The organism is Ciceribacter thiooxidans (genome assembly GCF_014126615.1).
Taxonomy (GTDB): domain Bacteria; phylum Pseudomonadota; class Alphaproteobacteria; order Rhizobiales; family Rhizobiaceae; genus Allorhizobium; species Allorhizobium thiooxidans.
The window spans coordinates 1,493,230-1,519,418 of the sequence record NZ_CP059896.1; the positions used below are offsets into that span (position 1 = coordinate 1,493,230).

Here is a 26,189-nt window from a genome sequence, read left to right on the forward strand (position 1 = left end):
TCGTTCGAATCCTTCACGTCTCGTCGGGCAGGCGCGCCGGCGCATTCGAGGAGGAACGGGAATGGGCGGGGAAATGCGGGAGGGGGCGTGGATTTGTGGAGGATTTGGGTTCTTGGATTGGCCCGTTTATGTCCCACTTTCATTCGTCGCTCGAGCCGCAGGTAACCGCGCACTTTCTACATTCTAGTGGGCGAACAATAGGTCGGAACATCTGTCCTCGCAGCGTCGGCTTTGTTGCTGACGGTTGTGTGGAACCACGATTCATGTTGGATTGACGAAGGCGACTGACAACTAAAGCAATGGGAACTATGCACAGATGAGCGATCTACAGACAATGAAGCGTGAAGAGGGGCATGGTCGCGACGATTTGTTAGAAGCCATCAACGATATTGCGGGCGGAGGTTGAATCTGTTTTGTTGGGGCTGGTTTCTCCAAAGGTGCGGCTGATGCTAAGGGCGATCCGGTCCCGGACGTCCCGACTCTGTGCAAATTAATCAGCGAGTTCCCGGGATTGGAAGAGGAAGCAGACGCTCCGCTCACCGATCTGGCCGACTTCTGCGAACGAAGTATTACTTTGAAAGAGAGCCTCATTGGACTTCTCTTGAGTAAGCTCACCCTCTGCACGCCTTCACCCTACCAAAAGAAAATGATGTCCCTTCCGTGGCGAGCGGTTTTTACAACGAACTTCGATGATGTAGCAGAGCGTGCTATCGAAGGGGAGAAAACGGTTATTACCCCGCAGGCAGAGGTCAAGAGACTACAGGCGGGAAAGAAAGTCATTTACTATTTACACGGGCGAGCGAAGGATATAATTGAAGGCTCAGTTGATCCAAGCTTGGTGATATCCGAAACAAACTATCTAGATCTAAAAACTAGAAATAGAGATCTGTACTCGGCACTTGTTAATGAGGTGCATGCGGCGAGCCGGATATTTTTCGTCGGGTACTCTGTTCGAGACGCCGAAATTGCGTCTCGATTGTTCTCTATCCCGAGTCTCCATCAGAAAAGTATAGTTATTTGTGGTCCGGCCGAGAAGAAAGTGGCCATCAATCGACTTGAGAAGTTTGGGCGGGTCTTCCCGATCGGTGTCGAAGGATTCGTCGATGCGCTTCCTTCCTTGTCAGAGATAATTCAAAGAAAGTCGGAAGAAGATGTTCTGAGTTACGTCAAGAGGGTTGTTCCAGTAGCAGCGAAGAATGAAATTGAAAGTTCGGATATAGAGTCGCTTCTGCTTGCCGGTTTGTTTAATTACGGTGCTTATGCGGCTCAGGAACACTCTCAGGATGCCGATTCTAGCTACTGCATTAAAAGAAGCGACTCTTTAAATATATTATTTTCACTAGATAATGTTAATAGGTTTGTAATTAGTTCTGATCTCGGTAACGGAAAATCTATTTTCTTAGAACAAGCGATATTTAAGGCTCATGGCCTAGGGTATGAAGTATTTAAAGTTGATACTCAGCTTCCTGAGGCATTAACTGAGTTGGATGCATTGTTACAGTCGGAAAAGAAGAGGCTGTATATAGTTGACGGTCTGGTGCGTTATCAGAAGGTGGTTAGGCATATCGGGAAACGACTGCCGGGAAACTGCATCCTTCTTGTGTCTTCTGGGCAATTTCTCGATGAATTGGCGTACTCCGAGCTGAATGACCAACTTGGTGGTGTCACTCGAGAGATTGATCTCAATATATTGACAGCATCTGAGCTCTCAGCCTGGGATTCGTTTCTTGAACGTTGGGGTTTTTGGGAGACTCGGATCGAAGAAGCCCCAGAGGAACGTATACACTTTTTGCGCGAGCGTTGCGGCTGTGAAAACCGAGCGATAGTCCTGTCGCTTTTTAGAAATTCGAACCTTGCCCAGAAAATTGAGTCAATAGTTTCTTTCTTTTTAAATAATAACCGACAGTATACGCGGGCTTTCGTGGCTGTACTTATCAACTCTCTTTGTCAGCGACATGTCGATTGGTCCCGGATCGTCGGCTGGCTCGACATCTATGAAGCAGGCTTTAGGCGACAGGTACTTGCGTCTCCTGTCCGGGACTTCATGGCCGGCTCCAAGAGGTGGTATGAGTTCACTTCGACAGAACTAGCTGACCACATACTGAATTCTTACGATTTGTTGGTGGACGACATCGTTGACGTCTACACCATGATTGTTCGTGAAACTGCATATGCTGCTAACGACCCGCGTTCTGGCTTCGACTCGCGTGAGAATCTCAAGGAACTGATGCGTTTTCGCTTCCTGACGAGGTTGTTCTCGAAGCAGGCAAACGGTGTTTCGTCAATCAACGCAGTCTATCAGCGTCTTTCGACTGTGCCCCGTATACGTAATAACGACCAATTTTGGCTGCAGTATGCTATGGCGCGGATGGAAGTAAACGATCTAGATAACTCTGAGATTTATCTCGGTACGGCGATCGGACTTGCGAACAAAAAAGGGATGGAATATTCGAAAAGACAGATCCACGATCAACAGGCGAGGCTTTTATTTAGGAAAAATAAGCTAAAGCTAAAGGAATCGGAGATCTCGAAGGCCATAGAACTGCTTACTGATCTCCTACTTGAACGCTCTGTTCCAGTCGTTCACCCCCTTCGATCGGTAACGCATCTGCTTGCATTCCTCGAAGCTAAAGCGGACGAACTTCGACCCGCGCTTGTTGTCGAGCTAAGAAATCTGATTAAGCTGATGCGGGAGAAAGTCCCGGAGGGGCGACTCGATAAATCGCAAAAAGGGGAGACGGAATACATAAGGCGTTCCCTTCGTGATTGCGCACTTATTGTTGGCAATCTGTAGCTGTTATTTGTTGGGGGGCCTTTATAGGGGATGCGCTGCTCGGCGTTGCAGTCAGCCGTGAATGTGTGCCCCTCGTCCGCCTGCCGGCACCTTCTCCCCGTTCACGGGGAGAAGGGACTCGCGGCACCGCCGTCGGCCGTTCCTCTCCCCCTGAGGGAGAGGTTACAAAATCAACAGCTTAGCCGAAGGCTAAGTGTTAGATTTTGTTGGTGAGGGGGTATGCTGGTTCAGTGGAAGACCCCTCACCAAGTTCGCCTCGCCAATCGGCTTCGCCTCTTGGGGCGAACTATCCTCTCCCTCGAGGGGGAGAGGAGGGGCGTGCGGGCGGCACCCGTCTGTCCTGCCGGACATCTCCCCCACAAGGCGAGGAAGATCGGCCTGCTGCCGATGCCGTTGCGGTTCTTACGCTTGCCCCTCATCCGCCTGCCGGCACCTTCTCCCCATCGGGATGGGGAGAAGGGACTCGTGGCGTCACGGCGGCTGTTCCTCTCCCCCTGAGGGAGAGGAAGCGATTTCGGCAGCTTAGGCCGAAGGCGTAAGCGCCAGAAATCGCAGGTGAGGGGGATGTGCTGTGCGCCGATACCGACCCCCTCACTTGGAATTTCTAACACTTAGCCTTCGGCTAAGATGTTGAAATTCCATTCTCCCCGCCAAGGGGGAGAAGGAGGTCACCGTCCCGGTTTCCCCGTCTTGCCCTTGGTGCGGCCCTTCTTTTTCTGGTCGGCCGGGTCCTCGTAGGAGCCGGCGCCGGGGCGGGCGCGGATGATGGGGCGAGGGTCGTCGGAGGCATTTGACCCCCTCACCAAGTTCGCCTCAGAGGGGAGGGAGTCCCCCTCATCCGCCCTTCGGGCACCTTCTCCCCGCTGGGGAGAAGGGGGGACGGCCGGCTTCTCGGGGACTTTGCCGGTCACCGGTTTTTCGGTGCGGCCGACGGTCATTTCGTCGAGGGTGTTCTTGCGGAAGAGCGAGCGGCCGGCCGGGACGGCGCCGTCGGCGCCCATCTCGTCGAGGTGCGGTTTGGCGAAGTAGCTGCCCTTGCCCTCCGGGCGGCCGGATTTCGAGCGCGAGGAGAGCGAGACGCGGGGTTCACCCTCCCCTTGAGGGGGAGGGTCGGACCGCAGGTCCGGGGTGGGGTGATCCGTGACGTCGTCACCCCCACCCGCGCGTTCCGCGCGACCTCCCCCCTCAAGGGGGAGGTGGGTGCGCGGGCCGCCGCCCTTGCCGCCTTCCTGTGTCTTTGCCGGTGTTTTTCCATTCCCCCTCGCGCCCTCGGCGCTCGCCGCCTCTTGCCGTGCCATGGGATCGTCCATGGCGGCGAGTTCGACGGCCTTGAGGCGCTTGATTTCGTCGCGGAGGCGGGCGGCGGTTTCGAAGTCGAGGTCGGCGGCGGCGTCGCGCATCTGCTTTTCGAGCGCGTTGAGGTGGGCCTGGAGGTTGGCGCCGACGAGATGGCCGCCATCGGCGAAACCCTTGCCGCCGACGCCGGAAATGTCGGCGCGGACGTGATCGCGCTCGTAGACGGAATCGAGGATGTCGGAAATGCGGGCCTTGACCGATTCCGGCGTGATGCCGTGCTCGATGTTGTAGGCTATCTGCTTTTCGCGGCGGCGCGCGGTCTCGTCCATCGCGCGGCTCATGGAGCCGGTGATCTGGTCGGCATAGAGGATGACCTTGCCGTCGACGTTTCGCGCGGCGCGGCCGATGGTCTGGATCAGCGAGGTTTCCGAACGGAGGAAGCCTTCCTTGTCGGCGTCGAGGATGGCGACGAAGCCGCATTCGGGGATGTCGAGGCCCTCGCGCAGGAGGTTGATGCCGACCAGCACGTCGAAGGCGCCGAGGCGGAGATCGCGGATGATCTCGATGCGCTCCAGCGTGTCGATGTCGGAATGCATGTAGCGGACGCGCACGCCCTGCTCGTGCAGGTATTCGGTGAGGTCCTCGGCCATGCGCTTGGTGAGCACGGTGACCAGCGTGCGGTAACCCTTGAGCGCCACCTCGCGGATCTCTCCGAGCACGTCGTCGACCTGGGTCTTGGCCGCGCGGACCTCGACCGGCGGGTCGATGAGGCCGGTCGGGCGGATCACCTGTTCGGCGAAGACGCCGCCGGACTGGTCGAGCTCCCAGCCGCCGGGGGTGGCGGAGACGGCGACCGTCTGCGGGCGCATGGCGTCCCATTCCTCGAAGCGGAGCGGGCGGTTGTCCATGCAGGACGGCAGGCGGAAGCCGTATTCGGCGAGCGTCGCCTTGCGGCGGAAGTCGCCGCGATACATGCCGCCGATCTGCGGGATGGTGACGTGGGACTCGTCGATGAAGATCAGCGCGTCGTCGGGGATGTATTCGAAGAGCGTCGGCGGCGGCTCGCCGGGCTTGCGGCCGGTGAGATAGCGCGAATAGTTCTCGATGCCGGCGCAGGAGCCGGTGGCCTCCAGCATCTCGACGTCGTAGCGGGTGCGCTGTTCCAGCCGCTGGGCTTCGAGCAGGCGGCCGGCGGCTTCGAGCTCGGCGAGGCGGCCCTTCAGCTCGTCCTTGATCGCCTTGATGGCGGCGTTCAGCGTCGGCCGGGGCGTGACGTAGTGCGAGTTGGCGTAGATCTTCACCGTCTGCATGTCGCCGGTCTTCTGGCCGGTCAGCGGGTCGAACTCGGTGATCGCCTCGATCTCGTCGCCCCACATGGTGATGCGCCAGGCGGCATCCTCCAGGTGGGCGGGGAATATCTCGATGGTGTCGCCGCGGACCCGGAAGGAGCCGCGCTGGAAATCCATGTCGCGGCGCTTGTACTGCTGGGCGACGAGGTCGGCCAAAAGCTGGCGCTGGTCGAGCCGGTCGCCGACCGACATCTGGAAGGTCATCGCCGTATAGGTCTCGACCGAGCCGATACCGTAGATGCAGGAGACGGAGGCGACGATGATGCAGTCGTCGCGCTCGAGGATGGCGCGGGTGGCGGCGTGGCGCATCCGGTCGATCTGCTCGTTGATCGACGATTCCTTCTCGATATAGGTATCGGAGCGCGGGACGTAGGCCTCCGGCTGGTAGTAGTCGTAGTAGGAGACGAAGTACTCGACCGCGTTGTCGGGGAAGAAGTTCTTGAACTCCGAATAGAGCTGGGCGGCGAGCGTCTTGTTGGGCGCGAGGATGACCGCCGGGCGCTGGGTCGCCTCGATCACCTTGGCCATGGTGAAGGTCTTGCCCGAGCCGGTGACGCCGAGCAGGACCTGGGTGCGGTCGCCGGTATTCAGCCCCTCGACGAGATCCTTGATGGCGGTCGGCTGGTCGCCGGCGGGCTGGTAGTCGGACTGCATGCGGATGGCGATGCCGCCCTCCGACTTTTCCGGCCGGGCGGGGCGGTGCGGCACCCAGATCTCGCCGTTCTTGAACAGCGGATTACCGCTCTCGATGAGCTTCGACAGGGCGTCGACGGTGGCGGTGACGGCACCGGGGGCGAGGTTCCTGGCCTCCTCGAGCGACACGTCGAGGCCGGCCACCGGGTTGAGGCCGGCGGCGGCACGGGTCTTCGGGTCGGAGGAGGCGCCGATCGACACGCCGCGGGAGGTTTTGGAGGCGGTCGCCTGGCCGCTGCGCTTCGCTTTGGCCGCCACCTCCACTGCCTCGGCGTGCTTGCGCGCCTCGTTCTCGACCTTCTTGCGGTGCTTGCCGGCCTTGGAGGCGATGTCGCGCTGGCTCTCGACGGAGGAGGCTTCCGCCTCCGCCTCGAGCTGCTTCACCCAGTCGGCGACGGAACCGGCGAGCGGCGCGCCCTCGAATGCGGCCTGCGGCGCTTCTTCAAATCCGGTCTTCGCATTCAGGGCCGCTTCGCCCGGGCGGGCGGCGGGATTCTTCGGTGTCTTGGCCATGCGCCGAATATGGAGAAACGGCCGGCGGATGGAAAGGGGCGGCGGCGAAAAAATGAGTACAAAAGGGAAACGCGACGCAGGCTGCTGACAGGAACTGTCAGGACGGGGATCGCCACTCGCCGACGAACGGGTCAGGCGACCGCGCGGCCGTCCTTCTGCGGGGCGGGACGATCCGCGCCGAGCCAGCCGAAGAGGGCGGCGAGCGGCATCGGACGGGCGAAGTGGTAGCCCTGGGCGACGCGGCAGCCGAGCAGCGCCAGCACCTCGGCATCCTCGGCCGTTTCGACCCCCTCGACGACGATGTCGAGCGCCAGCGCGTGGCCGAGACCGACGAGGGCGGCGATGAGGCTCTGGTTGGTGCGCGAGCCGGCGACGCCCTTGACGAAGCTGCGGTCGATCTTCAGCCGGTCGACCTTGAGGTCGATGAGGTAGGCGAGGGAGGAATGACCCATGCCGAAATCGTCGACGGCAAGCTTGTAGCCGGCATTCTCCAGCCGCTTCAGCTGTTCGCCGGCGCCTTCGGTATCGAGCGTCGCCTCTTCGGTGATCTCGACCTCGAGCAAGGCGGGGTTGATCTCGCGCGGACCGGCGACACGGCCGAGCATGTCGGCGACGCAGTAGAGCGAGAACTCCCGCGGCGAGATATTGATGGCGACGGTCGCATCCTGCAGTCCGAGCGACGGCAGGCGGGTCAGCAGGTCGCAGGCGGCGGTCGCGACATGCTCGGTCAGCGCTTCGGCGAGATGCTGGGAATGGGCGGCCTGGACGACCTCGGGCGGCGAGATCGGGCCGAGACGCGGATGGGTCCAGCGCAGCAGCGCCTCGAAGCCGGTGACGGCGCCGGTGTCGAGCCGCACCTGCGGCTGGAACCACGCCTCGACGGAGCCGTCGCGGATCGCCTCGGCGAGGTCCTGTTCGACCGCATGCTGGCGCTCGATGCGCGCCTTCAGCGCCGGATCGAATTCGCGGATGCGGCGCCGGCCGTGATCCTTGGCCTCGTAGAGCGCCATGTCGGCGAAGGCCATCAGTTCCTCGGCGCTCGACGCCTGCGCCGGGAAGCAGGCGAGACCGACGCTGAGGCCGATCACGGCGGAAGTTCCGCCGACCGGCACGGGCTCCTGGCTGGCGTTCTGCAGTTCCGTGGCATAGGCGAGCGCCCGCCGGCGCGCGTCGCTGCCGGTGAGAATGATGCCGAACTCATCGCCGCCGAGGCGGGCGACGAGACCATCCTCGCCGACCACCCGGCGGAGCCGCCGGCCGACTTCCATCAGCACGGCGTCACCCGCGCTGTGACCGAAGGAATCGTTGATCGACTTGAAACGGTCGAGATCGAGGAGCAGCAGGGCGACCGGCTCGTCGACGGCGACCGCACGGGCGACATCGCCGCCGAGACGGCTGTTGAAATGGGTCCGGTTCGCAAGGCCGGTGACGGGATCGCACTTGGCGAGCACCTCGAGCCGTCCGTTCTTGCGCAGGATGTCACCATGGGCATCGGATAGCGAATGCGCGAGATCGGTCGCCTGCAGCTTGGCGAGCTCGTTGCTGGCGAAGACCTGCTCGGCGGACATGCTGTGGCGGTAGAGGACGGTCATCAGGGCGACGGTGTTGACGGCCAGAACCAGCGAGGCGGAGTTGCCGGAGAGCACCAGCGAGGTAAGCATGGAGAGCATGAGCGGCGTGGCGAAGGCCGTGGCAAGCTGACTGTAGCCGATGCCCTTGATGATCGCCCCGGAGGCCGTACCGACCATGATGAGGAAGAGGACGGCGTCACGGCCCGAGCCGTCGAACCCGTCGACGGAAAAAGGCAGCGCGCTCCAGGCGAGGCCGGAGATGAGTGCGCCGAAGGAGAGCAGCGTGAGGACATCGCCGGGCCGGCGTTCGAGCATGCCGCTGCGGATACCGCCGGCGGCGGCGGCGTAACGGAAAGCGAGCGTCAGCAGGACGATGGCGGCCCAGACGGTGACGCCGAGCGATGGCCCATGATTGATGACCGTGATTCCGGCGGTGGACAGCGTTATGAAGCCGTTGAACAGCAGCGTCGAGGTGTGGCTGGACATGATCAGGTCGGCCTGGAAGCGGACCAGTTCGGCCTGGTGCTGTTCCTTACGGGAACCGTTGCGCGTATCCACTCTTCCCCCCGCCCGTCCGTTTCTTCGTGTCTTGTCCGGGACAATGTCTTCTATGCCAGCATGAGGCGGGTGTAATAAAATTCGCTTAACGGTGGTGACGGATTGACGCAGGGGGCCGGTCACACGAAGTCCGCTCGATGATACGGAACAGGAGTCCTCAGCTCATCGACACCGCCCGGCTCGCTCCGGGCTCGAATGCGGAATGACGGCGGCAATGGGATGGACCGCAGGATATCCCCCTTGCAGGCGAAACTTCGGAGCGATGGCCGAAGGCCGAAAATCGATCCAGTGGCTCGATTTCAGCGAATGGAGGCCTGAGCGCGACGCCGCGCGAAGGCGAAGAGGCGCCTTGGCGACAGCCAGGTGCCAGAAAGTCCAAGTGAGCGGCTCCGTCAGGATCGTGCCACGACAACCGTGCCCCTCACCTGAAAAATCTGAGGTTTAGGCGGCTTGCGCGCGCCTAAGCCCTCGATTTTTCGTCCTCTCCCGCAAGGGGAGAGGTGAGGTCGTACCGGCGGTGCCTTCGCGAGACGAGGGTGACGTATCGTGCAGGCCACCTACACAACCATCGGCAGTGGATGCATTATAAGCGCTCTCTCCGTCGACGCTGGAGCTCCCGATGCACCGTGACATTCCGAAACAGCACCGCCGATTTGCCCGTGCCATGCGCATTGACGCAACGCCGGCAGAAGGCCGTTTGTGGCAGGTGCTGCGCAGCAGGCAACTGGAGGGTCACAAGTTCAAGCGGCAGGTGCCGCTCGATGGCTACATTCTCGATTTCGTTTGCTTCGAGGCGCGACTGATCATCGAGGTCGACGGTCACCAACACGCGATGAGCGAGCGGGACGAGAAGCGCGATGCCTGGTTCCGCTCCCAGGATTTCCGCATTCTCCGGTTCTGGAACGGTGATATCGACAAGAACCTCGACGGTATCTGTCTGACGATCTTGTCGGAGCTCAGGAACGGCGGTGCGTAACAGGCGGGTTTGTCTCCCCCTTGCGGGGGAGAATGGAATTTCAGCACCTTGGCGATAGCCAAGTGCTAGAAATTCCAAGACAGGGGCTCAGTCAGGAGAACGCCAGGACAACCGAGGCCTCCACCGACACCCCCGCCGGGCGGCGGCACGGTTGTCGGCCTCATCCGCCCTCGGCTTCCGGCCAGTCCTTCGCCAGGTCTCAGCACGGAAAAACGCTTGGTATTTTGGCCGCCTTCGGCGAGTTTCATCGCCGTTCCGGTGATTCGCGACAGCGGTCGGCCGGCCTCGTTCCCACTCAGTCATTCCGGTGTTTCATGCCCAGTCTTCTCAATCCGGCGGCGATCTGGCCGATCGTGCTGCTGTCCTTTTCCAACGTGTTCATGACATTTGCCTGGTACGGGCACCTGAAATTCCGCCACAGCGCGATCTTTGCGGCGATCCTCGTCAGCTGGGGGATCGCCTTCTTCGAATACTGCCTGGCGGTGCCGGCAAACCGCATCGGCGCGCAGGTCTATTCCGCCGCCCAGTTGAAGACCATGCAGGAGGTGATCACGCTGCTGGTCTTCTCCGGCTTCTCGGTCTTCTGGCTGAAGGAATCGCTGACCTGGGGGCATGCCGCCGGCTTCGCGCTGATCGCGCTCGGTGCGTCACTGATCTTCCGGGCGTGACGGACCTGCGGGAGTCCGTGGATCCTCGGGTCAAGTGTAAAGCCCGGAGACATGCCTGACAGGTGTTCGGAGACATGCCTGACACTCATTGGCTTTTGTTGAGGTTGATGAGAGCGATCTGATTTGCTGCGAAGAAGACGCCGTAATGGCCGTCTTGGGCGAGAGGCCTGATGGCGAGCGTCTCTCCCTGGAACGCTTTCGGCACGCGCCATGCCAGCCCCTTGAAGGCGACATAGGCCTTTGTGGTGCTGACACGCCTGACGATCTCGCCCTGGTCGTAGACGGGCTCGGGAACGGTGGCAGGAAAGTTTCGCGGCGAGGGCGTGTAACGGCTGGCAGGCACGGCCATGGCGATACCCTCATGAGGCCGGTCGTGGTTGTACAACACGACGACAGAACACCCACGGGACCGAGGTTCGCGAGCTTTTGTATCCGTGGCATCCCTGGTCTGGGCGGCTCGTTCACGTGCATGAGGCGGTGTCCAAAGGGAGGCATGTTTTCCGCTGCAGCCTTTCTGGTTCTTCTTCTGGTCGACTTCTTGAGGTCCCGTCGTGGATGTTCGACCGATCAGTGAGTGGTTGTTGGCGCAGCCTGCCGGTTCCGCACGTCGATCTCGCAAGCCTGCATATTTTGGCAAGATTGCTGAAGGACGCTGATGCCTCATCGCAATCTTCGGTAATGGGCGCAGCATTGGTCTCTCACGAAACGAGTCGGAGAGATGTTCATGCCTCGCCAGCCCATGACATGCCAGTTCGATCTGTTCTCGGCCCCGCAGCGGGGGAAAACGGCAGGGACGCCGCAATGGCCGGAGTTGCCGGAGGAGACCCGCCAAGCGTTGACGGTGCTCATCGTGCGGCTGTTCGTCGATCACGCAAAGTGCGGACATGCCTCCCAACAGAAGGAGGCCGATCATGATGCATGAGAAGATCGGGCCGCATCATCTGGAGCGGAAGGCCATCCTCTATGTTCGGCAGTCCTCGGCTCACCAGGTTCTGCATAATCGAGAGAGCAGCGCCCTCCAGTACGCCATGCGCGACCGTCTGGCAGCGCTTGGATGGTCACAAATAGAGACGGTGGATGACGATCTTGGTCGTTCGGCCGCCGGCGGCGTGACCCGCGCTGGATTTGATCGGATGGTGGCGGAAGTCTGCCTTGGCAAGGTTGGCGCCGTGGCCGCGCGTGAGGTATCGCGTTTCGCCCGGAACAGCCGCGATTGGCAGCAACTCATCGAGATGTGCCGCGTTGTCGATACCGTCCTGGTCGACCAGGAAGCAGTTTATGCGCCCCGCCAGGGCAACGACCGCCTGCTCTTGGGTTTGAAGGGCAGCCTCAACGAGTATGAACTCGATCTCTTGCGTCAGCGTTCCCTTTCCGCCCGCTATGAGAAGGCTCGCCGCGGTGAACTCGTGGTCACTGTTCCGGCCGGCTTCGTGAAGGCCGGTGACAGGATCGAGAAGGATCCCGACCGACGCATCCAGGAAGCCATCGCGCTCGTCTTCGACAAGGTTGCCGAACTCGGCAGTGCGCGGCAGGCTCTGCTATGGTTCCTCGAGCAGGGGCTGGACCTGCCGGTCAGGTATACCAATGGTGACGTCATCTGGCGCAGGCCAAATTATGCCACCATCCACCGGATGATTGCGAACCCGATCTACGGAGGCGCTTACGCTTATGGTAAGAGTCGCTCCGTGCCCCGATACGATGGCCGGTCTGGAATTCGTCGCAAGGCGCGTGATGAATGGCTGGCGCTGATCCCGGATGCACATGAAGGTTACGTCAGTTGGGAACGGGCGGAGGAGATCCGCAAGATGGTAAGCGACAATGTGCCAGCCAGCCGCCATCACGGGGCGCCGAAGCACGGCGACGCTCTGCTTGCCGGCCTTTTCCGTTGCAAGAGATGCGGTCGAAAGCTGACCGTCCGGTACACCGGAAACAAGCATAACATTCCGCGCTATTCCTGTTGGCGTGGTCTACTCGATAATGGCGAACCACGTTGCATCGCCTTCGGCGGTCTGCGGGTCGATGATGCGATCGAGGAGGCGCTGCTCGGCGTAGTCGAACCAGGAGCCATTGCGGCCGCCGTTGAGGCGGAACGCAATATGGCCAGCCAACGCGATCAGGTTCAGGATGCCCTGCTACGCGACCTCGAGGCAGCACGCTATGTAGCCGACCGGGCATTCCGGCAATATGACGCGGCCGATCCGGAGAACAGACTTGTAACGTCAGAGCTCGAAGCGCGCTGGAATAGGACACTCGCACGCGTCGGCGAGATCGAGACCAGGATTGCCAAACATCGGACAGTTACGCCTCAGCCGTTCCCCATGTCCGCATCACAGGTAACCGCACTTGCGGGAAACCTTCGCACCGTCTGGACGGCGCCGACAACCGATGCAAGGCTGAAGAAGCGCATCGTGCGCACGCTCATCAATGAAGTGGTCGCCGATCTCGATGATGGAACTTCTGAGATCGTCCTCGTCATTCATTGGGTTGGAGGCGTCCACACCGAGCTGCGCCTGCCGAAGCGACGCCGCGGCCAAAGAAACGCGACCCCTGACGACATTGTCGACGCTGTGAGACAGCTCGTCTTACTCGCCAATGATGATGTGATTGCCGGTGTCCTCAATCGCAACGGACTGACAACCGGCAATGGCAATCGCTGGACACGGGAGCGGGTCACCGCGCTGAGGTCATATCGCAAGATTCCGGTCTTCCGTCCGCAGATCGACGGGGTCGAGCCATGGCTTAATCTGGGCGGCGCGGCGAAGTTACTCGGGATAACGCCAAAGACGCTGCGTCTGGCGGCCGAGGCTGGCGATATTTAGGGGGCTCATCCGCTACCCGATGGCCCATGGATCTTCAGCCGTTCAAAACTCGCGACCTTACAAGCACGTCAGATCCTCGATCGCGCCCGGCAGAACCCCCGACACCCCACAGGATCGCATCCAGATCAGGAAAGCTTATTCCCTTCAACAACATAGAAAGATGGGCGTTATGAAACAGGATTGTAGAGGTCGCGCCAGCGGTCGAATGCCCTCTGGGCCTGTCTGGGTTCGACAGCGGCGCGAAGGCCAGGACTTCGGCCTTGAGGCTGCGGTGGAAGCGTTCGTTCTTGCCGCGCCCTTGCGGATGGTAGGGGCGGGCGTGGATGAGGTCTATACCCAGCTTGAGGAGCCAGACGCGCAGGCGTGTCCAGCCATGGGGAACGCCCGTTCCCCATGGCTTGCCGTTGTCGGCATAGATCGCCATCGGCAGGCCGTGACGCCGCAGGATGCTCTCCAATCTGTCGCGAACCGTCGGCATACGCTCGTCGGCGCAGGCTTCGAGCCCGATGGCAAACCTTGAATGGTCGTCGAGGATGGTGAGCGGGTGACACCAATCCCCCGAGACGAGCTGAAAGCGGCCCTTGAAGTCCATCTGCCAGAGCAGGTTCGGTGCCTCGCGCTCGAAACGTCCGTAAGCCGGCCCCGCACCAGCAGGTGTGGCGATCCGCTCGTGACGAACCAGAATGGCATGAACCGTCGAGGCGGCTGGCGGATCGATCCCGGCATTCTCCAGACTGCGGGCAATCTTGCGGGCGCCCCAGGCGGGATGCCTGTCGCGTATCTCCAGAACCGCCTGTTCGAGCGCTGCCTCAGTGCGACGCGGACTGCTATGCGGACGGCGTGAGCGATCCTGCGGCGTCTCGCCGGCTCCCAGACGCTTCAGCCAGACATAGCCCGTCTGCCGGCTGATTGCGAAGCGCCGGCATAACGCCGAGACATTCGCCCCCTCAAGCCCCGCCAACCGGCAAAACTCCAATCGCTGATCCACCACAGACTTCGTCTCCCAAGCCATCTCGACCTCCCGGAACCTCTCCGGGAAGTGTCAGGCATGTCTCCGAACATCTGTCAGCTATGTATCAGGTCTGTACATCAAGGCCGAGGATGACGGAGTGGGTGCGGATGCGGTGTCCAAAGCGGAAACCTTGCAGCGCAGAGATAAGTCCGCGGCACCCGGCGACACATGAAAGATCGTCATCCTCGGGCTCGACCCGAGAATCCACATGCGCTGCGACATCAATGTCGGAACAGGCAGAGTTTTGCTGACAACGGATATGAGGCAGTTCGGTCCGGACCCCCTTGCCAACAAAATCTACGACCTGGCTTCACCAAGATCGTGATTTTGTAGCCTCTCCCGCAAGGGGAAAGGCGAGTCGCGCGCGGCGCCTCGCACTACCGGGGTGTAGTCTGAATACCGACCCCCTCACGTGGAATTTCTAACACTTAGCTTTCAGCTAAGATGTTGAAATTCCATTCTCCCCCACCGAGGGGGAGAAGGCCTCTCGTCAGGCTGCCGGAACCGGGGTCGGCTTGCCGGCGGCGTCGAGCGCCACCATGACGAAGGTGGCGGCGGTGACTTTTTCCATCGTGTGGGTGAGGTAACGCTGTGCCCAGACTTCGACCGACAGCGTGATGGACGTGCGGCCGACCCTTGCAATGTCGGTATAGACGCAGAGCGTGTCGCCGATCTTCACCGGCATGTCGAAGGCCATTTCCTTTACCGCGGCGGTGACGACGCGGCCGCGGGCGCGCTCGGCGGCGCGGATGCCGGAGGCGAGGTCCATCTGCGCCATGACCCAGCCGCCGAAGATGTCGCCGGCGGCGTTGGCGTCGCCGGGCATGGCGAGCGTACGGAGCGTGAGTTCGCCACAGGGCCTGGCGGTGTCGGTCATGACGTCTGTTCCTTCATTTCGTGCTACCGGACCTGATTAGGCAAAATCGCCGGTCTCCGCAATTACGACGCTCGAAGGGGAGGCTTGTCGCCGGCGCAAGTGTGCGACGGTTGCGGCCGGGGTGGCGGGACAACGAAACGTTTACGGCTTGGCCGTAAGCTTTCAGGTGAATTCGCCGGTTTGGCCGGCGGCGGCAGAGTGGGTCCTGGTATGGCGTTCGTTTCCTTTCTGCAGCGTTCGATGCTGGTGCTTGCGTCCGGAACGGCGCTGACCGGCTGCATGTCGGACGAACTGATCCCGCCGGCGGAGATCGGCGACACATCCGATTCGACCATGATCGAAGGCCCGGTCGGGACGGAGGTTTCCGGACGCCGGCTGATCGGCCGGGTTAGCCGTGTCGATCGCGAGGACGTGGAGGAAAGCGCCTATTCCGCAGGAGCCGCCCATAATGGCGGCGCGCAGGCGATCGACTATCTCAATACGCCGAATCTGGCCGGGACGACCGGCGCGCAGGCGTCCATGCCGGTTGCCAGTGCGCCGCTCGACGATGCCGCCGACACGACCGCGGACGCCGCGGGCGGGGAAGGGCTTGCCGCCCCGGAACAGGCATCTGCCGGCGCCTATGCCATTCCCGAGGACGGGATCAATATCGACGCCGGGCTCGGTGTGGCGGGCGGCGATGCGGCTGCAGTGGAAGAGACGGTCGAACCGGTGCCGACCGGGCCGATGACGATTGCCGAGGGCAATACCGACCAGCCGGTGATCGACGGCATCGGCACCGACAACCCGGTTCTGGTGCAGCCGGGCGCGCCGCAAACGACGGACGGCGACCTGTAACCGATGCGGTCCGACGGGCGTACTGCAACCGCCAGAGGCGACCTTGCACCGATGGCGCGATAGACTAAACCCTCAAACCAGAGGCATGCGCGCGACGGATCGGGTCCGATCCTGCCCGCGGCCAGAAACCGATACCTGACCCGTCACGGCCGGGGAGGTCGCGCGATGATTGCCGCGCTGCCTCCATCTTCGACCGGCCTTGCCGGGCGCCGAAGGAATGCCCATGTCCACCTTGCCCGATCTCGTCTTCTTCGCCGTGCTGCTGGTGGTCTCCGGCGCGCTTGCCGGACTGCTGGCCGGCCTGCTCGGCATCGGCGGCGGCGCCGTGCTGGTGCCGGTCTTCTACCAGGTCTTCGGCTATGTGGGCATCGATCCGGCCGTCATCATGCACCTGGCGGTCGGGACGTCGACGGCGATCATCGTGCCGACCTCGATCCGCTCCTTCACGGCGCACAGGAAGCGCGGGCTGGTCGACATGGACTTGCTGAAGGGGTGGATCGTGGCGGTGCCGCTCGGCGCGGTGCTGGCGACCGTCGCCGTCTCGCATGCTTCCAGCGAGATGCTGCGGCTGATTTTCGCGGTGATCGCGCTCCTGCTCGCCGCGCGCATGGTCTTCCTGACCAACCGGCTGCATCTCGGCGACGACCTGCCGGGCGAGCCGGTGCGCTTCGCCGTCGGCACGGTTCTCGGCTTGATCTCCGGTCTGATGGGGATCGGCGGCGGCGTGCTCAACAATACCTTCATGACGCTCTACCGGCGGCCGATCCACCAGGCGGTGGCGACGTCTTCCGGCGTCGGGGTGCTGATCTCGATCCCGGCGCTGATCGGCTACGTCGCCGCCGGACGGGGCGAGACGGGGCTGCCGCCGCTGTCGACCGGTTTCGTCAACTGGATCGCGTTCGCCCTCATCATTCCGGTGGCGATGGTGGTGACACCGATCGGGGCGCAGCTGGCGCACGCGATGAGCAAGCGTCAGCTCGAGCTCGGCTTTGCCGCCTTCCTGACCGTGGTTTCGCTGCGCTTCCTGTGGAGCCTCTACGGCTGACGCGGCTTACGCCGCCACCGCCGTTGTCGCCAAGGCCGCGGTGCGCGCCGACATCAGCTTGCGCTCGGCCCGCTCCTGCTGGGGCGAGCGGTTGTAGATCTCACGGTAGCACTTGGAGAAGTGCGAGGCGGAGACGAAGCCGCAGGCGACCGCCACCTCGACGACCGGCATCGACGACTGCACCAGCAGGTGGCGGGCGCGATCAAGGCGGATCTCGAGGTAGTAGCGGGCGGGCGACCGGCCCATTTCCTGACGGAAGAGGCGCTCGATCTGGCGGCGCGACAGGTCGGCATGGTCGGCGATCTCCAGAAGCGACAGCGGCTCGGAGAGATTGCTTTCCATGAGTTCGATGATAGAGAGAACCTTGCCGTTCTGTACACCGAGGCGGGCGCGAAGCGGCAGGCGCTGGCGGTCGTTGGCGCTGCGCACGCGGTCGGTCAGGTGCTGCTCGCAGACCCGGTTGACGAGGCCTTCGCCGAAATCCTGGCCGATGAGATTCAGCATCATGTCGAGAGAGGCGGTGCCGCCGGCGCAGGTGTAGAGATTGCCGTCGACCTCGTAGAGATCGGCATAGACCTCCGCCTGCGGGAAGCTCTCGGAGAAGCCGGGCAGGTTTTCCCAGTGGATGGCGCAGCGCTTGCCGTTGAGCAGGCCGGCCTGGGCCAGCACGTGCGCGCCGGTACAGAGGCTGCCGACGGCGGCGCCGCGGTTGTAGGCCTCGCGCAGCCAGGCATTGACCGACTTGTTGGAGAAGGTCTCGACGTCGATGCCCGAGCAGACAAGCACCATGTTCGGCCGGTTCTCGCCGGAGAGGAAGCGGCGCTCGTCGGCGAGCGCGGTGTTGACCTCGATACCGATGCCGCTCGAGGAGAGCACCCGCTGGCCGTCGGCGGAAGCGATGCGCCATTCGTAGGCGTCATAGCCGAGCATCCGGTTGGCGATGCGCAGCGTCTCGACGGCGCCGGCGAACGGCAGCAGCGTGAACTGCGGCACGAGGAAGAAGACGAGAGAACGTTTCTTGAGAGGGCTTTTGCTCATGGCGGCAATCCGGATCAGGCGGCGATACCATATTCCTCGCTGGGAAACGGTCACCTGGATATCCTTAAAGCGACATGATCGTAAAGAAAAGCGACATCGCTATCGCCGGAGGTGCGAATTAGCGACATTCCGTGCTGCACAATGGTCATCGAGCCTCACGTCAGGGCGGCGGGCGGAGATCGGTGGCGCATATCCCGGGAATTGCAGGGCATTGCAACACACATCTCCGGGATGCGTCCGCGCAGGCGCCGGCGGCAGGCGGCGGCGGGCGAGCCGCCGCCATGTCGCAATCAGGCGCATGAGCGCAGGTTTCGTCCCGGGCGCTGCTGCGGAGCGGCAGAGGGCCAGCCGATATCCTTGCGCAGGTCGAGCGGCATGCCCTCCAGCGCCCGCTCCGTGCGGCGGCGGTCGTGCCAGCGGCGCAACTGCGTCGCGGTGGAGGCGAGAGGGGCCGTGAGCGCGGCCAGGGAGAGAGGCCGCCGGAGGGTCCGGCTGCCGGTGAAGGTGGTACCGAAGCTTGCCAGTGTCATGGTGATCTCCTCGTTTCTGCAACGCCTGCGCTGCAGACGTTACCGGTATGCGCTTCGTTCATTCATCAATCAAACGAATGTTTCTGATGTCGGAAATCACATCCAGTGATGTGTTTCCCTGTCATAGGCCTCCATCCGACGGGCGATTTCAGGCCAGCCGACATCCCTCTGCAGGGCGAGCGACAGGGCTTCCATCTGCCGGATGCTGCGCCGGCGCGCGTTGCGGGCGGCGATCTTTCTCAGCGCGCGGGTGACGCCGAGATCCGGGATCTTCTGCGAGAGCGATGTGAACCGCATGACTTCCTCCTTCAGCGATGACTGTATGAGGAAAGGATGAACCTCGGTTGACATTCAATCAAACGAAATGATATGTTCTCTATGTTCAAATTAATTGATTGATCCGACCGACGGAGCCGACCATGACTCTGACAATGCGCCAGCCCCTGCCACTGCTCGACAACGATGTGCTGCGGACCTTCGTGGCGATCGCCGAAACCGGCAGCTTCACCACCGCCGCAGATGCCGTCTTCAGGACGCCGTCTGCGGTTTCCATGCAGATCAAGAAGCTCGAGGAACAGCTCGACACGACGCTCTTCCTGCGCGACGCGCGTTCCGTGACGCTGACGGAGAGCGGCGAGACGCTGCTGCCCTATGCCCGGCGGATGCTGGCGCTCTCCAACGAGGCGGTCGGCCGCTTCCGCATGCCCGAGATGAAGGGCGTGGTCCGCCTCGGCGCGCCGGACGACATCGGCGAGCGGTTCATGCCGACGATCCTCAAGCGCTTCGCGGAGGTCTATCCGCTGATCATGGTCGACCTGACCGTCGACAGCAGCGGGGCGCTGCGCCGGCGGCTCGCCGAACAGCGGCTCGACCTGACGCTCGTCAACTCGGCACCCGGCACGATCTCGATCGAGGGCGAGGTGGTGCACAAGGAGCAGCTGGTCTGGGCCGCCGCCAAATGCGGCACGGCGCATCTGCGCGATCCGCTGCCGGTGTCGATCTGGGAGGACGGCTGCTGCTGGCGGGCGGACGCGCTCTCCAGGCTCGACCGCGACAAGCGCTCCTACAGGATCGCCTATCTCTCGGCCCACAGCATGGCGCAGCGCGCCGCCGTGATCGCCGACCTCGCCGTCGCGCCGCTGCCGCGCAGCTATCTGACCGCCGACATGGTGGCGCTCGGCTCCAAGCACGGGCTTCCCGATCTCGGCAGCTTTGAGGTGCGCCTGCTCAGGGGACCGGAAACCTCGGAGACGATCGACGCGGTGGCCGACAGCATCCGCTACGCCTATTCCGAGATGATCGGGATGGCCGCCTGACACTTCAGTCTTCGGCCGTGCGCTCGTAGAGCGACTGGCTTTCCAGAAGGACGTCGTCGAGCCTGCGGCCCTCGCGGAAATGCGCGAGGTGGGCGGGAAATGCGACGCCCTCAGGCACATGCGGCGAGATTTCCGGCGCGCCGATCACCGTCTGGACCGGGATGACACCGGCCCAGGCGGGAAGGCCGTAATCGGCCTCGTCGTCGCCCACGCCTTTGGCGCGCGCCTTCGCCGAGGCTTCCTCGATCTCCATGCCGATGACCATGGTCGCCTTCAGCTCCTGCGCGTCGTCGGGCCGTAGCTCGGCGGTGCGTCCGGGATAGAAGCGGTCGACGATCGCCTTCAGGGCGCGCGCCTTCTCTTGCCTTTCGTCGACGATGTGCGCCGTGCCGAAGCACATGGCGGAGCGGTAGTTGGCGGAATGGTTGAAGCCGGAGCGGGCGAGCACGAGGCCGTCGAGATGGCTGACGGTGAGGCAGACGGGGGTGCCGGTCTTCAACTGCCGCAGCATGCGGCTTGCCGACGAGCCGTGCCAGTAGAGCCGGTCGCCCTCGCGCCAGTGGATGGTCGGCGTGCAGAAGGGCTGGCCGTCGATCACGTAGGCGACGTGGCAGAGGAAGGCGGCGTCGAGGATCGGATAGATCACCGTTCGGTCGTAGCTGCCGCGCTCATGCAGGCGCCTGATGCGGCTTTTCGGGCTGACGGGGAAGGCGGTTTGTCTCGGCTGGTCGTTCATTGCGGATTCTCGCTTGCGTCCTTGGCAGTTTCGAGCCACAGCTAACCGACGACATTGGTCCGAAACAGGTCCACTTTCATGGAAAATTTGCAAACCAATCCGCCGGACTGGTCGATCCTGATGCCGGTGCTGCCGGAGAAGGGCGCGCGGCCGCAGGCGCTCTACACGGAAATCCGCCGGCTGATCGAGGAGGGCGGCCTGCCGCCTGGCGCCAAGCTGCCGACGACGCGCGACCTCGCCGCGCGGTTCTCGCTTTCGCGGGGCGCGGCAGTGGCGGCCTACGAGATGCTTGTCGCCGACGGTTTCGCCGAGGCGCGTGTGGGGGCCGGAACCTATGTGGCCCGCGCCGTGCCGAATACGGGCGGCCGGCCGGTCCGCGCACGGACACGTCCGCCGGAACCGCAAGGACCGCTTCCCGGCGCACTCGGCTGCACGACGGCGGACGAGGCGACGATCCGCACCTTCCGCACGCTCCTCAACCGGCACCTGACGCAGCCTTCCGCCCGGCACTATCACTACGGCGACCCGGCGGGCGGCGAGGATTTGAGGGTCGAGATCGCCGCCTATCTGCGCGCGGCGCGCGGGGTGCGCTGCGAACCCGACCAGGTGATCATGACCTCCGGAACCCAGCAGGCGCTCGACCTCGTGATCCGCTCGCTCCTGCGGCCGGGCGATGCGGTCTGGGTCGAGGACCCGTGCTATCCGATGGCGAAGGCAGCACTTGCCGACGCCGGTCTCGCCCTGACGGCCGTGCCGGTGGATGCCGAGGGCATGGACGTGGCGGCCGTCGAGGCGCTGCAACCGCAGGCGCGCGCGGCCTATGTGACGCCGTCGCATCAGTATCCGCTCGGCGTGACGCTCACCATGCCGCGGCGGCTCAAGCTGATCGACTGGGCACGGCGCAACGACGCCTTCATCATCGAGGACGACTACGACAGCGAGCTCCGCTTCTCAGGGCGGCCGCTCACCTCGCTGCAGGGCATCGACGGCGAGGGGCGGGTGATCTATGTCGGCACGTTTTCGAAGACGCTGATGCCGGGATTCCGGATCGGCTACATGGTGGTGCCGCGACTGCTGGTCGGGCGTATCCTCGAGGTGCGCCGGCTGACGGACCGGTTTCCCTCGACGCTCTTCGAAAGCGCGCTCGCCGAATTCCTGCGCGACGGGCATTTTTCGGCGCATATCAAGCGGGCCCGGCGGCGGGTGCGGGCGGCGCGCGATGGGCTGATCGGTGTGCTCGAGAATGCCGGCATGGCGGTCACGACGCCGGAACAGGGCCTGCACATGGTGGTGGAGGCGCCGCCCGGCCGCAGCGACGCCGAACACGTGCTCCTCGCTGCCGCGCACGGCTTCGGACTCAGGGCGCTTTCGCCGATGTATCACGGCGGCGCAGGCCGGCAGGGCCTCGTCAGCGGCTTCTCCGGCTTTCCCGCAGAGGTGCTCACCGCCGCGGCCGCGCGGTGGGTTGGGGCGTTCCGAGAGGGATAGCTCGGACTGCCCGCGAGGGCTGAGTGAGGCGCGAATACCCCCCTCTGTCGGCGTCGCCGACATCTCCCCTCAAGGGGGGAGATTGGCTGGTGGCCCCGCGGGTGATCCTTGGACTCTGTTATTTCTCGCGGCGGCGCCGCGACCGTCACTCGCGGCTGCGCCGTCTCCTGCGTCCGCCGCCTTCGCCTTCGCCGTCGGCGAGGAGCTTGCGTTCGGGGAGCGTGACGGCGGCGGCGAGTTTCGGGAAGGGATCGACCTTGTTGGGCAACGCCATGGCGTCGATGAAGAGCTGCTGGAAGTGGGGTTCGAGCGCCGTCTCGATCTTCTCGATGCGCCGGACCGTTTCCTCGATTTCGCGGCGGTAGTCGCGGTTGAGGAGGGCCATGAGTGCACCGGTGCCGGCGGCGTTGCCGACCGCCTTGACCTCGGAGAGGTCGCAATCGGGGATGAGGCCGAGGACCATTGCGTATTTCGGATCGATGAAGGAGCCGAAGGCGCCGGCGAAGCGGATGGTATCGACGGTCTTGACGCCCTGCTTTTCCATCAGCAGCTTGATGCCGGCATAGAGCGCCGCCTTGGCGAGCTGGATGGCGCGGACGTCGTTCTGCGTGACGGTGATCTTCTGGGCGCCGTCGTGCAGCAGGTAGGAAAAGGTGCGGCCGTTTTCGAGGATACGCGGGCTTTTCGCTGTCAGTGAGCCGTCGACGACGCCGTCGGCGGAGATGACGCCGGAGAGATACATTTCGGCGACGACCTCGATGATCGCCGAGCCGCAGATGCCGGTGATGCCGGTCTTTTCCGCGGCTTCGGCAAAGCCTTCCTCGTCCGACCACTGGTCGACGCCGATGACCTTGAAGCGGGGTTCGAGCGTCTGTGCGTCGATGCGCACACGCTCTATGGCGCCGGGGGCGGCGCGCTGGCCGCAGGAGATTTCCGCACCCTCGAAGGCCGGACCGGTGGGCGAGGAGGCGGCGACGGTGTGTTGGCGGTTACCGAGCACGATTTCGGCATTGGTGCCGACATCGACGAGCAGCATCATGCGGTCCTGCCGATGCGGTCCTTCCGAGAGCGTGGCACCGGCGGCGTCGGCGCCGACATGGCCGGCGATGCAGGGCAGGCAGTAGACGCGGGCGCCGTGGTTGATGGCGAGATCGATCTCGCGCGACCAGGTGTGCACGGCGCCTGACACGGCGAGCGCGAACGGCGCCTGGCCGAGCTCGGTCGGGTCGATGCCGAGGAACAAGTGGTGCATGATCGGGTTGGCGACGAAGACGGCGTCGAGAATGCTGTTCGGATCGACGCCGGCCTCGGCGCAGACCTTTACGGTGAGTTCGTTGATCGCCTGGCGCACGGCCTTGGTCATGGCCTCGCGCCCGTCCGGGTTCATCATCACGTAGGAGACGCGGCTCATCAGATCCTCGCCGAAGCGGATCTGCGGGTTCGACGCGCCCGAGGAGGCGATGACGCGGCCGGACAGCAGCGACACGAGATGCATGGCAATCGTCGTCGAACCGATGTCGCAGGCGATGCCATAGGCCTCGTTGTGCAGTCCAGGCCAGAGCGCAATCAGGTTCGGCCGCGAACCTTCCAGATCGCGGTGGATGGCGGCGGTCACACCCCAGTTGCCCTTGCGCAGGATCTTCTGCACATCGGGCAGCAGATGCTGGGCGACGAGGATGTTATGCCAGCCCCAGTCCTTTTCCAGCATGACGTTCAGGCGGTCGAGGTCACCGAGCGGCTTGTGCATGTCTGGCTCGTCGACCTCGACATAGCAGAGCTGGATCGCCGGATTGCGGTCGAACGTGCGGTCGGTGGCAGCCTTGCGGATCACCTGGGCGTTGACGACCGTATCCTGCGGCACGTCGATAACGAGGTCGCCGAGGATCTGGGCCGAACAGGAGAGGCGGCGTCCCTCGGGGATGGTCCGAACCTCGGCATAGCGTTTTTCCTTCGGGCCGACCGGGGAAATGTGGTCGGTCGAGGAGACGATCTTGTGCTTGGCGAAATTGCCTTCCTGCACCTCGATCTGACAGCGGCCGCAGGTGGCGCGACCGCCGCAGACGCTCTCGACGTAGACGCCGAGGGAACGGGCGGCCTCCAGCACCGGCGTGCCGACGGGGAAGCGACCGCGCTTGCCGGAGGGCATGAAGAGGATAAGGGGATCCTTGGACTGGCCTTCGCTCATGTCGAACTCGTCTTTCCTGTGCGAACGTCTCTGCCGGCACGGGCCGGCCATTCTCGATAGACTGCACGGGTCCGGCGGCTGACGTCCGTCAATTTCCGACATGCACATGCGTCCGCCGGACTTTTGCCCGCCCGCGCGCGGAGAAACAAGGGTGGCCGTTGGGATGCGAGCCTCAGGGCTCGTCCGAGGTGATCCAGGCGCCGATATTGATCGTGCTCGTCAGGATGTCGAGGTAGAGGCCGGTGATGCCGAGGATGACCACCATGGTGGCGATGACAGAGACGACGAAGACGAGCACCTCGCGCAGGTCGGTCTCCGGCGAACCGAACCACGAGCTCACGTAGTCGTAGGTCATCCAGTAGATGTGCTTCATCAGGTGCAGCACGAGGAGCGCCATGCCGAGGGCGAGCGGATAGTAGAGCAAGCGGCCGCCCGTAGCGTCGCCGGCGTGGCGGAGGATGATCGCCGAGAGCGCGGAAATGAAGACCACCCGCGAGATCAGCGCAACATAGTCGGCAAGATGCTTGGCGTCCTGGTAGTCGCCATGGGCAAGCACGCGGGATCTGCGCGAGAATCGGGCGATGGTGTCGAGCATGAAAAGGCCTGATGGAAAAAACGGTTCGCCGCATGTTGCTGCGGCGAACCTTTCCGTCAAGGGGAGGTGCGATGATCTTCCTCTTCTCCCCGCCGGGGAGAAGATGCCCGAAGGGCAGATGAGGGGGGCATGGAGAGGCATGGACCTTCCCCCTCATCCGGCGCTGCGCGCCACCTTCTCCCCGTCGGGGAGAAGAGCTGCAGCCAGCGCCGTGCCTCAGAAGGTCATTGCTGCCGAGAGGGCAGGTTACTCGCTCGCGCCACCTGCGCCGACGCGGGCGGCACGGCCGCCGCGGCGTCCGCCGCCGGCAGAGGCCGCAGCCGGGGCCGGAGCGGCTGCGCCGCCTTCGGCGGGCTTGTAGTCGCGGTAGGTCTTGATCCAGTTGTAGCAGTTCTCGTCGGTGCCGTTCAGCACGTTGGCGGCGCGCACCGCCTCCATTTCCTGCGGGCGGCAGGGGTTCATGATCGCCGAGGTCATGCCGGCACCGATGACCATCGGGATGAAGCCGGCATTGATGCCGTGGCGGTGCGGCAGGCCGAAGGAAATGTTGGAGAGGCCGCAGGTGGTGTTGACCTTCAGCTCTTCGCGGAGACGCCGGACGAGGGCGAAGACCTGCAGGCCGGCCGAGCCGACGGCGCCGATGGGCATGACGAGCGGGTCGACGACGATGTCGTGCGGCTTGATGCCGTAGTCGGCGGCGCGTTCGACGATCTTCTTGGCGACGGCGAAGCGGACGTCCGGATCCTGTGAGATGCCGGTCTCGTCGTTGGAGATGGCGACGACCGGCACGTTGTACTTGGCGCAGAGCGGCAGGATCGCTTCGAGCTTCTCTTCCTCGCCGGTGACGGAATTGATGAGCGGCCGGCCCTTGGCGACCTTCAGCGCGGCCTCGATGGCGGCGGTGACGGAGCTGTCGATCGAGAGCGGCACGTCGACGAGGCCCTGGACGATCTCCATGGTCTTGACGAGCAGGCCCGGCTCCGTCTCGTTCGGGTTGACCGAGGTGACGCCGGCATTGACGTCGAGCATGGTGGCGCCGGCAGCGACCTGTTCCAGCGCGTCCTTGATGACGGTTTCGAAGTTGCCTTCCATCATCTCGGCGGCGAGCTTCTTGCGGCCGGTGGGGTTGATGCGTTCGCCGATGACGCAGAACGGCTGGTCGAAGCCGATGACGATTTCGCGGGTGGCGGACGCGACGATGGTGCGGGTCATTTCATTCCTCCGGTCGGATGCGCGGGAGAGCACTCTAGCGCGCGGGCAATGGGTTCAAAAGACGGTTTCCGGCGCGATTCC

19 protein-coding genes and 2 pseudogenes are annotated in these 26,189 nt (G+C 63.4%); 9 read left to right on the forward strand and 12 right to left on the reverse strand.

Features of this window, described 5'->3' with window-relative positions:
* Positions 1–511: 511 nt before the first annotated feature.
* The gene (locus tag H4I97_RS07070) at positions 512–2,794 is read left to right on the forward strand and encodes an SIR2 family protein (RefSeq protein WP_182307197.1); all 2,283 of its coding nucleotides are present in this window, start codon (positions 512–514) and stop codon (positions 2,792–2,794) included.
* 668 nt (positions 2,795–3,462) lie between these two features.
* Here H4I97_RS07070 and uvrB read toward each other — a convergent pair.
* On the reverse strand, positions 3,463–6,645 hold the full coding sequence (uvrB, locus tag H4I97_RS07075; protein ID WP_182307198.1) for an excinuclease ABC subunit UvrB: 3,183 nt from the start codon (positions 6,643–6,645) through the stop codon (positions 3,463–3,465).
* 131 nt (positions 6,646–6,776) lie between these two features.
* Positions 6,777–8,774 (reverse strand): putative bifunctional diguanylate cyclase/phosphodiesterase, encoded by a 1,998-nt coding sequence (locus H4I97_RS07080; RefSeq protein WP_244658730.1) that lies wholly within the window; start codon positions 8,772–8,774, stop codon positions 6,777–6,779.
* Between the two features lie 619 nt (positions 8,775–9,393).
* Between H4I97_RS07080 and H4I97_RS07085 the strand changes: the two genes are divergently transcribed.
* Entirely contained in the window at positions 9,394–9,750 is a 357-nt protein-coding gene (locus H4I97_RS07085; protein ID WP_182307199.1) for an endonuclease domain-containing protein, read from the forward strand.
* 314 nt (positions 9,751–10,064) lie between these two features.
* Positions 10,065–10,418 carry a DMT family protein gene (locus tag H4I97_RS07090; protein ID WP_182307200.1) on the forward strand — a complete coding sequence of 118 codons (354 nt, stop codon included), beginning with the start codon at positions 10,065–10,067 and terminating at the stop codon, positions 10,416–10,418.
* 41 nt (positions 10,419–10,459) lie between these two features.
* Here H4I97_RS07090 and H4I97_RS07095 read toward each other — a convergent pair.
* A pseudogene (locus H4I97_RS07095) lies at positions 10,460–10,803 on the reverse strand (IS481-like element ISRm20 family transposase); the annotation flags it as partial.
* A gap of 339 nt (positions 10,804–11,142) precedes the next feature.
* Between H4I97_RS07095 and H4I97_RS07100 the strand changes: the two are divergent.
* Positions 11,143–11,340: a hypothetical protein gene (locus H4I97_RS07100; protein ID WP_182306133.1), complete on the forward strand. Its 198-nt coding sequence runs from the start codon at positions 11,143–11,145 to the stop codon at positions 11,338–11,340.
* On the forward strand, positions 11,330–13,237 hold the full coding sequence (locus tag H4I97_RS07105; RefSeq protein ID WP_244658687.1) for a recombinase family protein: 1,908 nt from the start codon (positions 11,330–11,332) through the stop codon (positions 13,235–13,237). The genes H4I97_RS07100 and H4I97_RS07105 overlap by 11 nt, the downstream gene beginning before the upstream one ends.
* Before the next feature lie 179 nt (positions 13,238–13,416).
* On the opposite strand, the pseudogene H4I97_RS07110 reads toward H4I97_RS07105, so the two are convergent.
* Positions 13,417–14,249: pseudogene (locus tag H4I97_RS07110) on the reverse strand (IS481 family transposase); the annotation flags it as partial.
* A 490-nt stretch (positions 14,250–14,739) separates the two neighbouring features.
* Positions 14,740–15,126 (reverse strand): acyl-CoA thioesterase, encoded by a 387-nt coding sequence (locus tag H4I97_RS07115; RefSeq protein ID WP_148155509.1) that lies wholly within the window; start codon positions 15,124–15,126, stop codon positions 14,740–14,742.
* A 210-nt stretch (positions 15,127–15,336) separates the two neighbouring features.
* Here H4I97_RS07115 and H4I97_RS07120 point away from each other — a divergent pair, with 210 nt between their 5' ends.
* Positions 15,337–15,963, forward strand: coding sequence for a hypothetical protein (locus H4I97_RS07120; RefSeq protein ID WP_182307202.1), 627 nt, complete (start codon positions 15,337–15,339; stop codon positions 15,961–15,963).
* A 223-nt stretch (positions 15,964–16,186) separates the two neighbouring features.
* Positions 16,187–17,008 (forward strand): sulfite exporter TauE/SafE family protein, encoded by an 822-nt coding sequence (locus H4I97_RS07125; protein WP_182307203.1) that lies wholly within the window; start codon positions 16,187–16,189, stop codon positions 17,006–17,008.
* A 6-nt stretch (positions 17,009–17,014) separates the two neighbouring features.
* Here the strand turns inward: H4I97_RS07125 and H4I97_RS07130 are convergent, their stop codons facing one another.
* From H4I97_RS07130 to H4I97_RS07140, 3 genes are all read right to left on the reverse strand, one after another.
* The gene (locus H4I97_RS07130; RefSeq protein ID WP_182307204.1) at positions 17,015–18,046 is read right to left on the reverse strand and encodes a GlxA family transcriptional regulator; all 1,032 of its coding nucleotides are present in this window, start codon (positions 18,044–18,046) and stop codon (positions 17,015–17,017) included.
* A gap of 290 nt (positions 18,047–18,336) precedes the next feature.
* A complete protein-coding gene (locus H4I97_RS07135; protein ID WP_182307719.1) occupies positions 18,337–18,576 on the reverse strand; it encodes a hypothetical protein in 240 nt (79 codons plus the stop codon).
* 96 nt (positions 18,577–18,672) lie between these two features.
* On the reverse strand, positions 18,673–18,873 hold the full coding sequence (locus H4I97_RS07140) for a hypothetical protein (RefSeq protein WP_182307205.1): 201 nt from the start codon (positions 18,871–18,873) through the stop codon (positions 18,673–18,675).
* A 122-nt stretch (positions 18,874–18,995) separates the two neighbouring features.
* Between H4I97_RS07140 and H4I97_RS07145 the strand changes: the two genes are divergently transcribed.
* A complete protein-coding gene (locus H4I97_RS07145; RefSeq protein WP_182307206.1) occupies positions 18,996–19,892 on the forward strand; it encodes a LysR family transcriptional regulator in 897 nt (298 codons plus the stop codon).
* A gap of 4 nt (positions 19,893–19,896) precedes the next feature.
* On the opposite strand, the gene H4I97_RS07150 is transcribed toward H4I97_RS07145, so the two are convergent.
* Positions 19,897–20,628 carry a pyridoxamine 5'-phosphate oxidase family protein gene (locus tag H4I97_RS07150; RefSeq protein WP_182307207.1) on the reverse strand — a complete coding sequence of 244 codons (732 nt, stop codon included), beginning with the start codon at positions 20,626–20,628 and terminating at the stop codon, positions 19,897–19,899.
* Between the two features lie 78 nt (positions 20,629–20,706).
* On the opposite strand from H4I97_RS07150, the gene pdxR reads away from it, so the two are divergent.
* Positions 20,707–22,116 carry a MocR-like pyridoxine biosynthesis transcription factor PdxR gene (pdxR, locus tag H4I97_RS07155; protein WP_182307208.1) on the forward strand — a complete coding sequence of 470 codons (1,410 nt, stop codon included), beginning with the start codon at positions 20,707–20,709 and terminating at the stop codon, positions 22,114–22,116.
* A 145-nt stretch (positions 22,117–22,261) separates the two neighbouring features.
* On the opposite strand, the gene H4I97_RS07160 is transcribed toward pdxR, so the two are convergent.
* The 3 genes from H4I97_RS07160 to H4I97_RS07170 form a co-directional block, all read right to left on the reverse strand.
* The gene (locus H4I97_RS07160) at positions 22,262–24,301 is read right to left on the reverse strand and encodes an ASKHA domain-containing protein (protein ID WP_182307209.1); all 2,040 of its coding nucleotides are present in this window, start codon (positions 24,299–24,301) and stop codon (positions 22,262–22,264) included.
* Positions 24,302–24,473: 172 nt separating this feature from the next.
* Positions 24,474–24,896: a hypothetical protein gene (locus H4I97_RS07165; RefSeq protein WP_182307210.1), complete on the reverse strand. Its 423-nt coding sequence runs from the start codon at positions 24,894–24,896 to the stop codon at positions 24,474–24,476.
* 246 nt (positions 24,897–25,142) lie between these two features.
* Positions 25,143–26,108, reverse strand: a complete 966-nt coding sequence (locus tag H4I97_RS07170) for a methyltetrahydrofolate cobalamin methyltransferase (protein WP_182307211.1) — start codon at positions 26,106–26,108, stop codon at positions 25,143–25,145.
* Positions 26,109–26,189 lie beyond the last annotated feature (81 nt).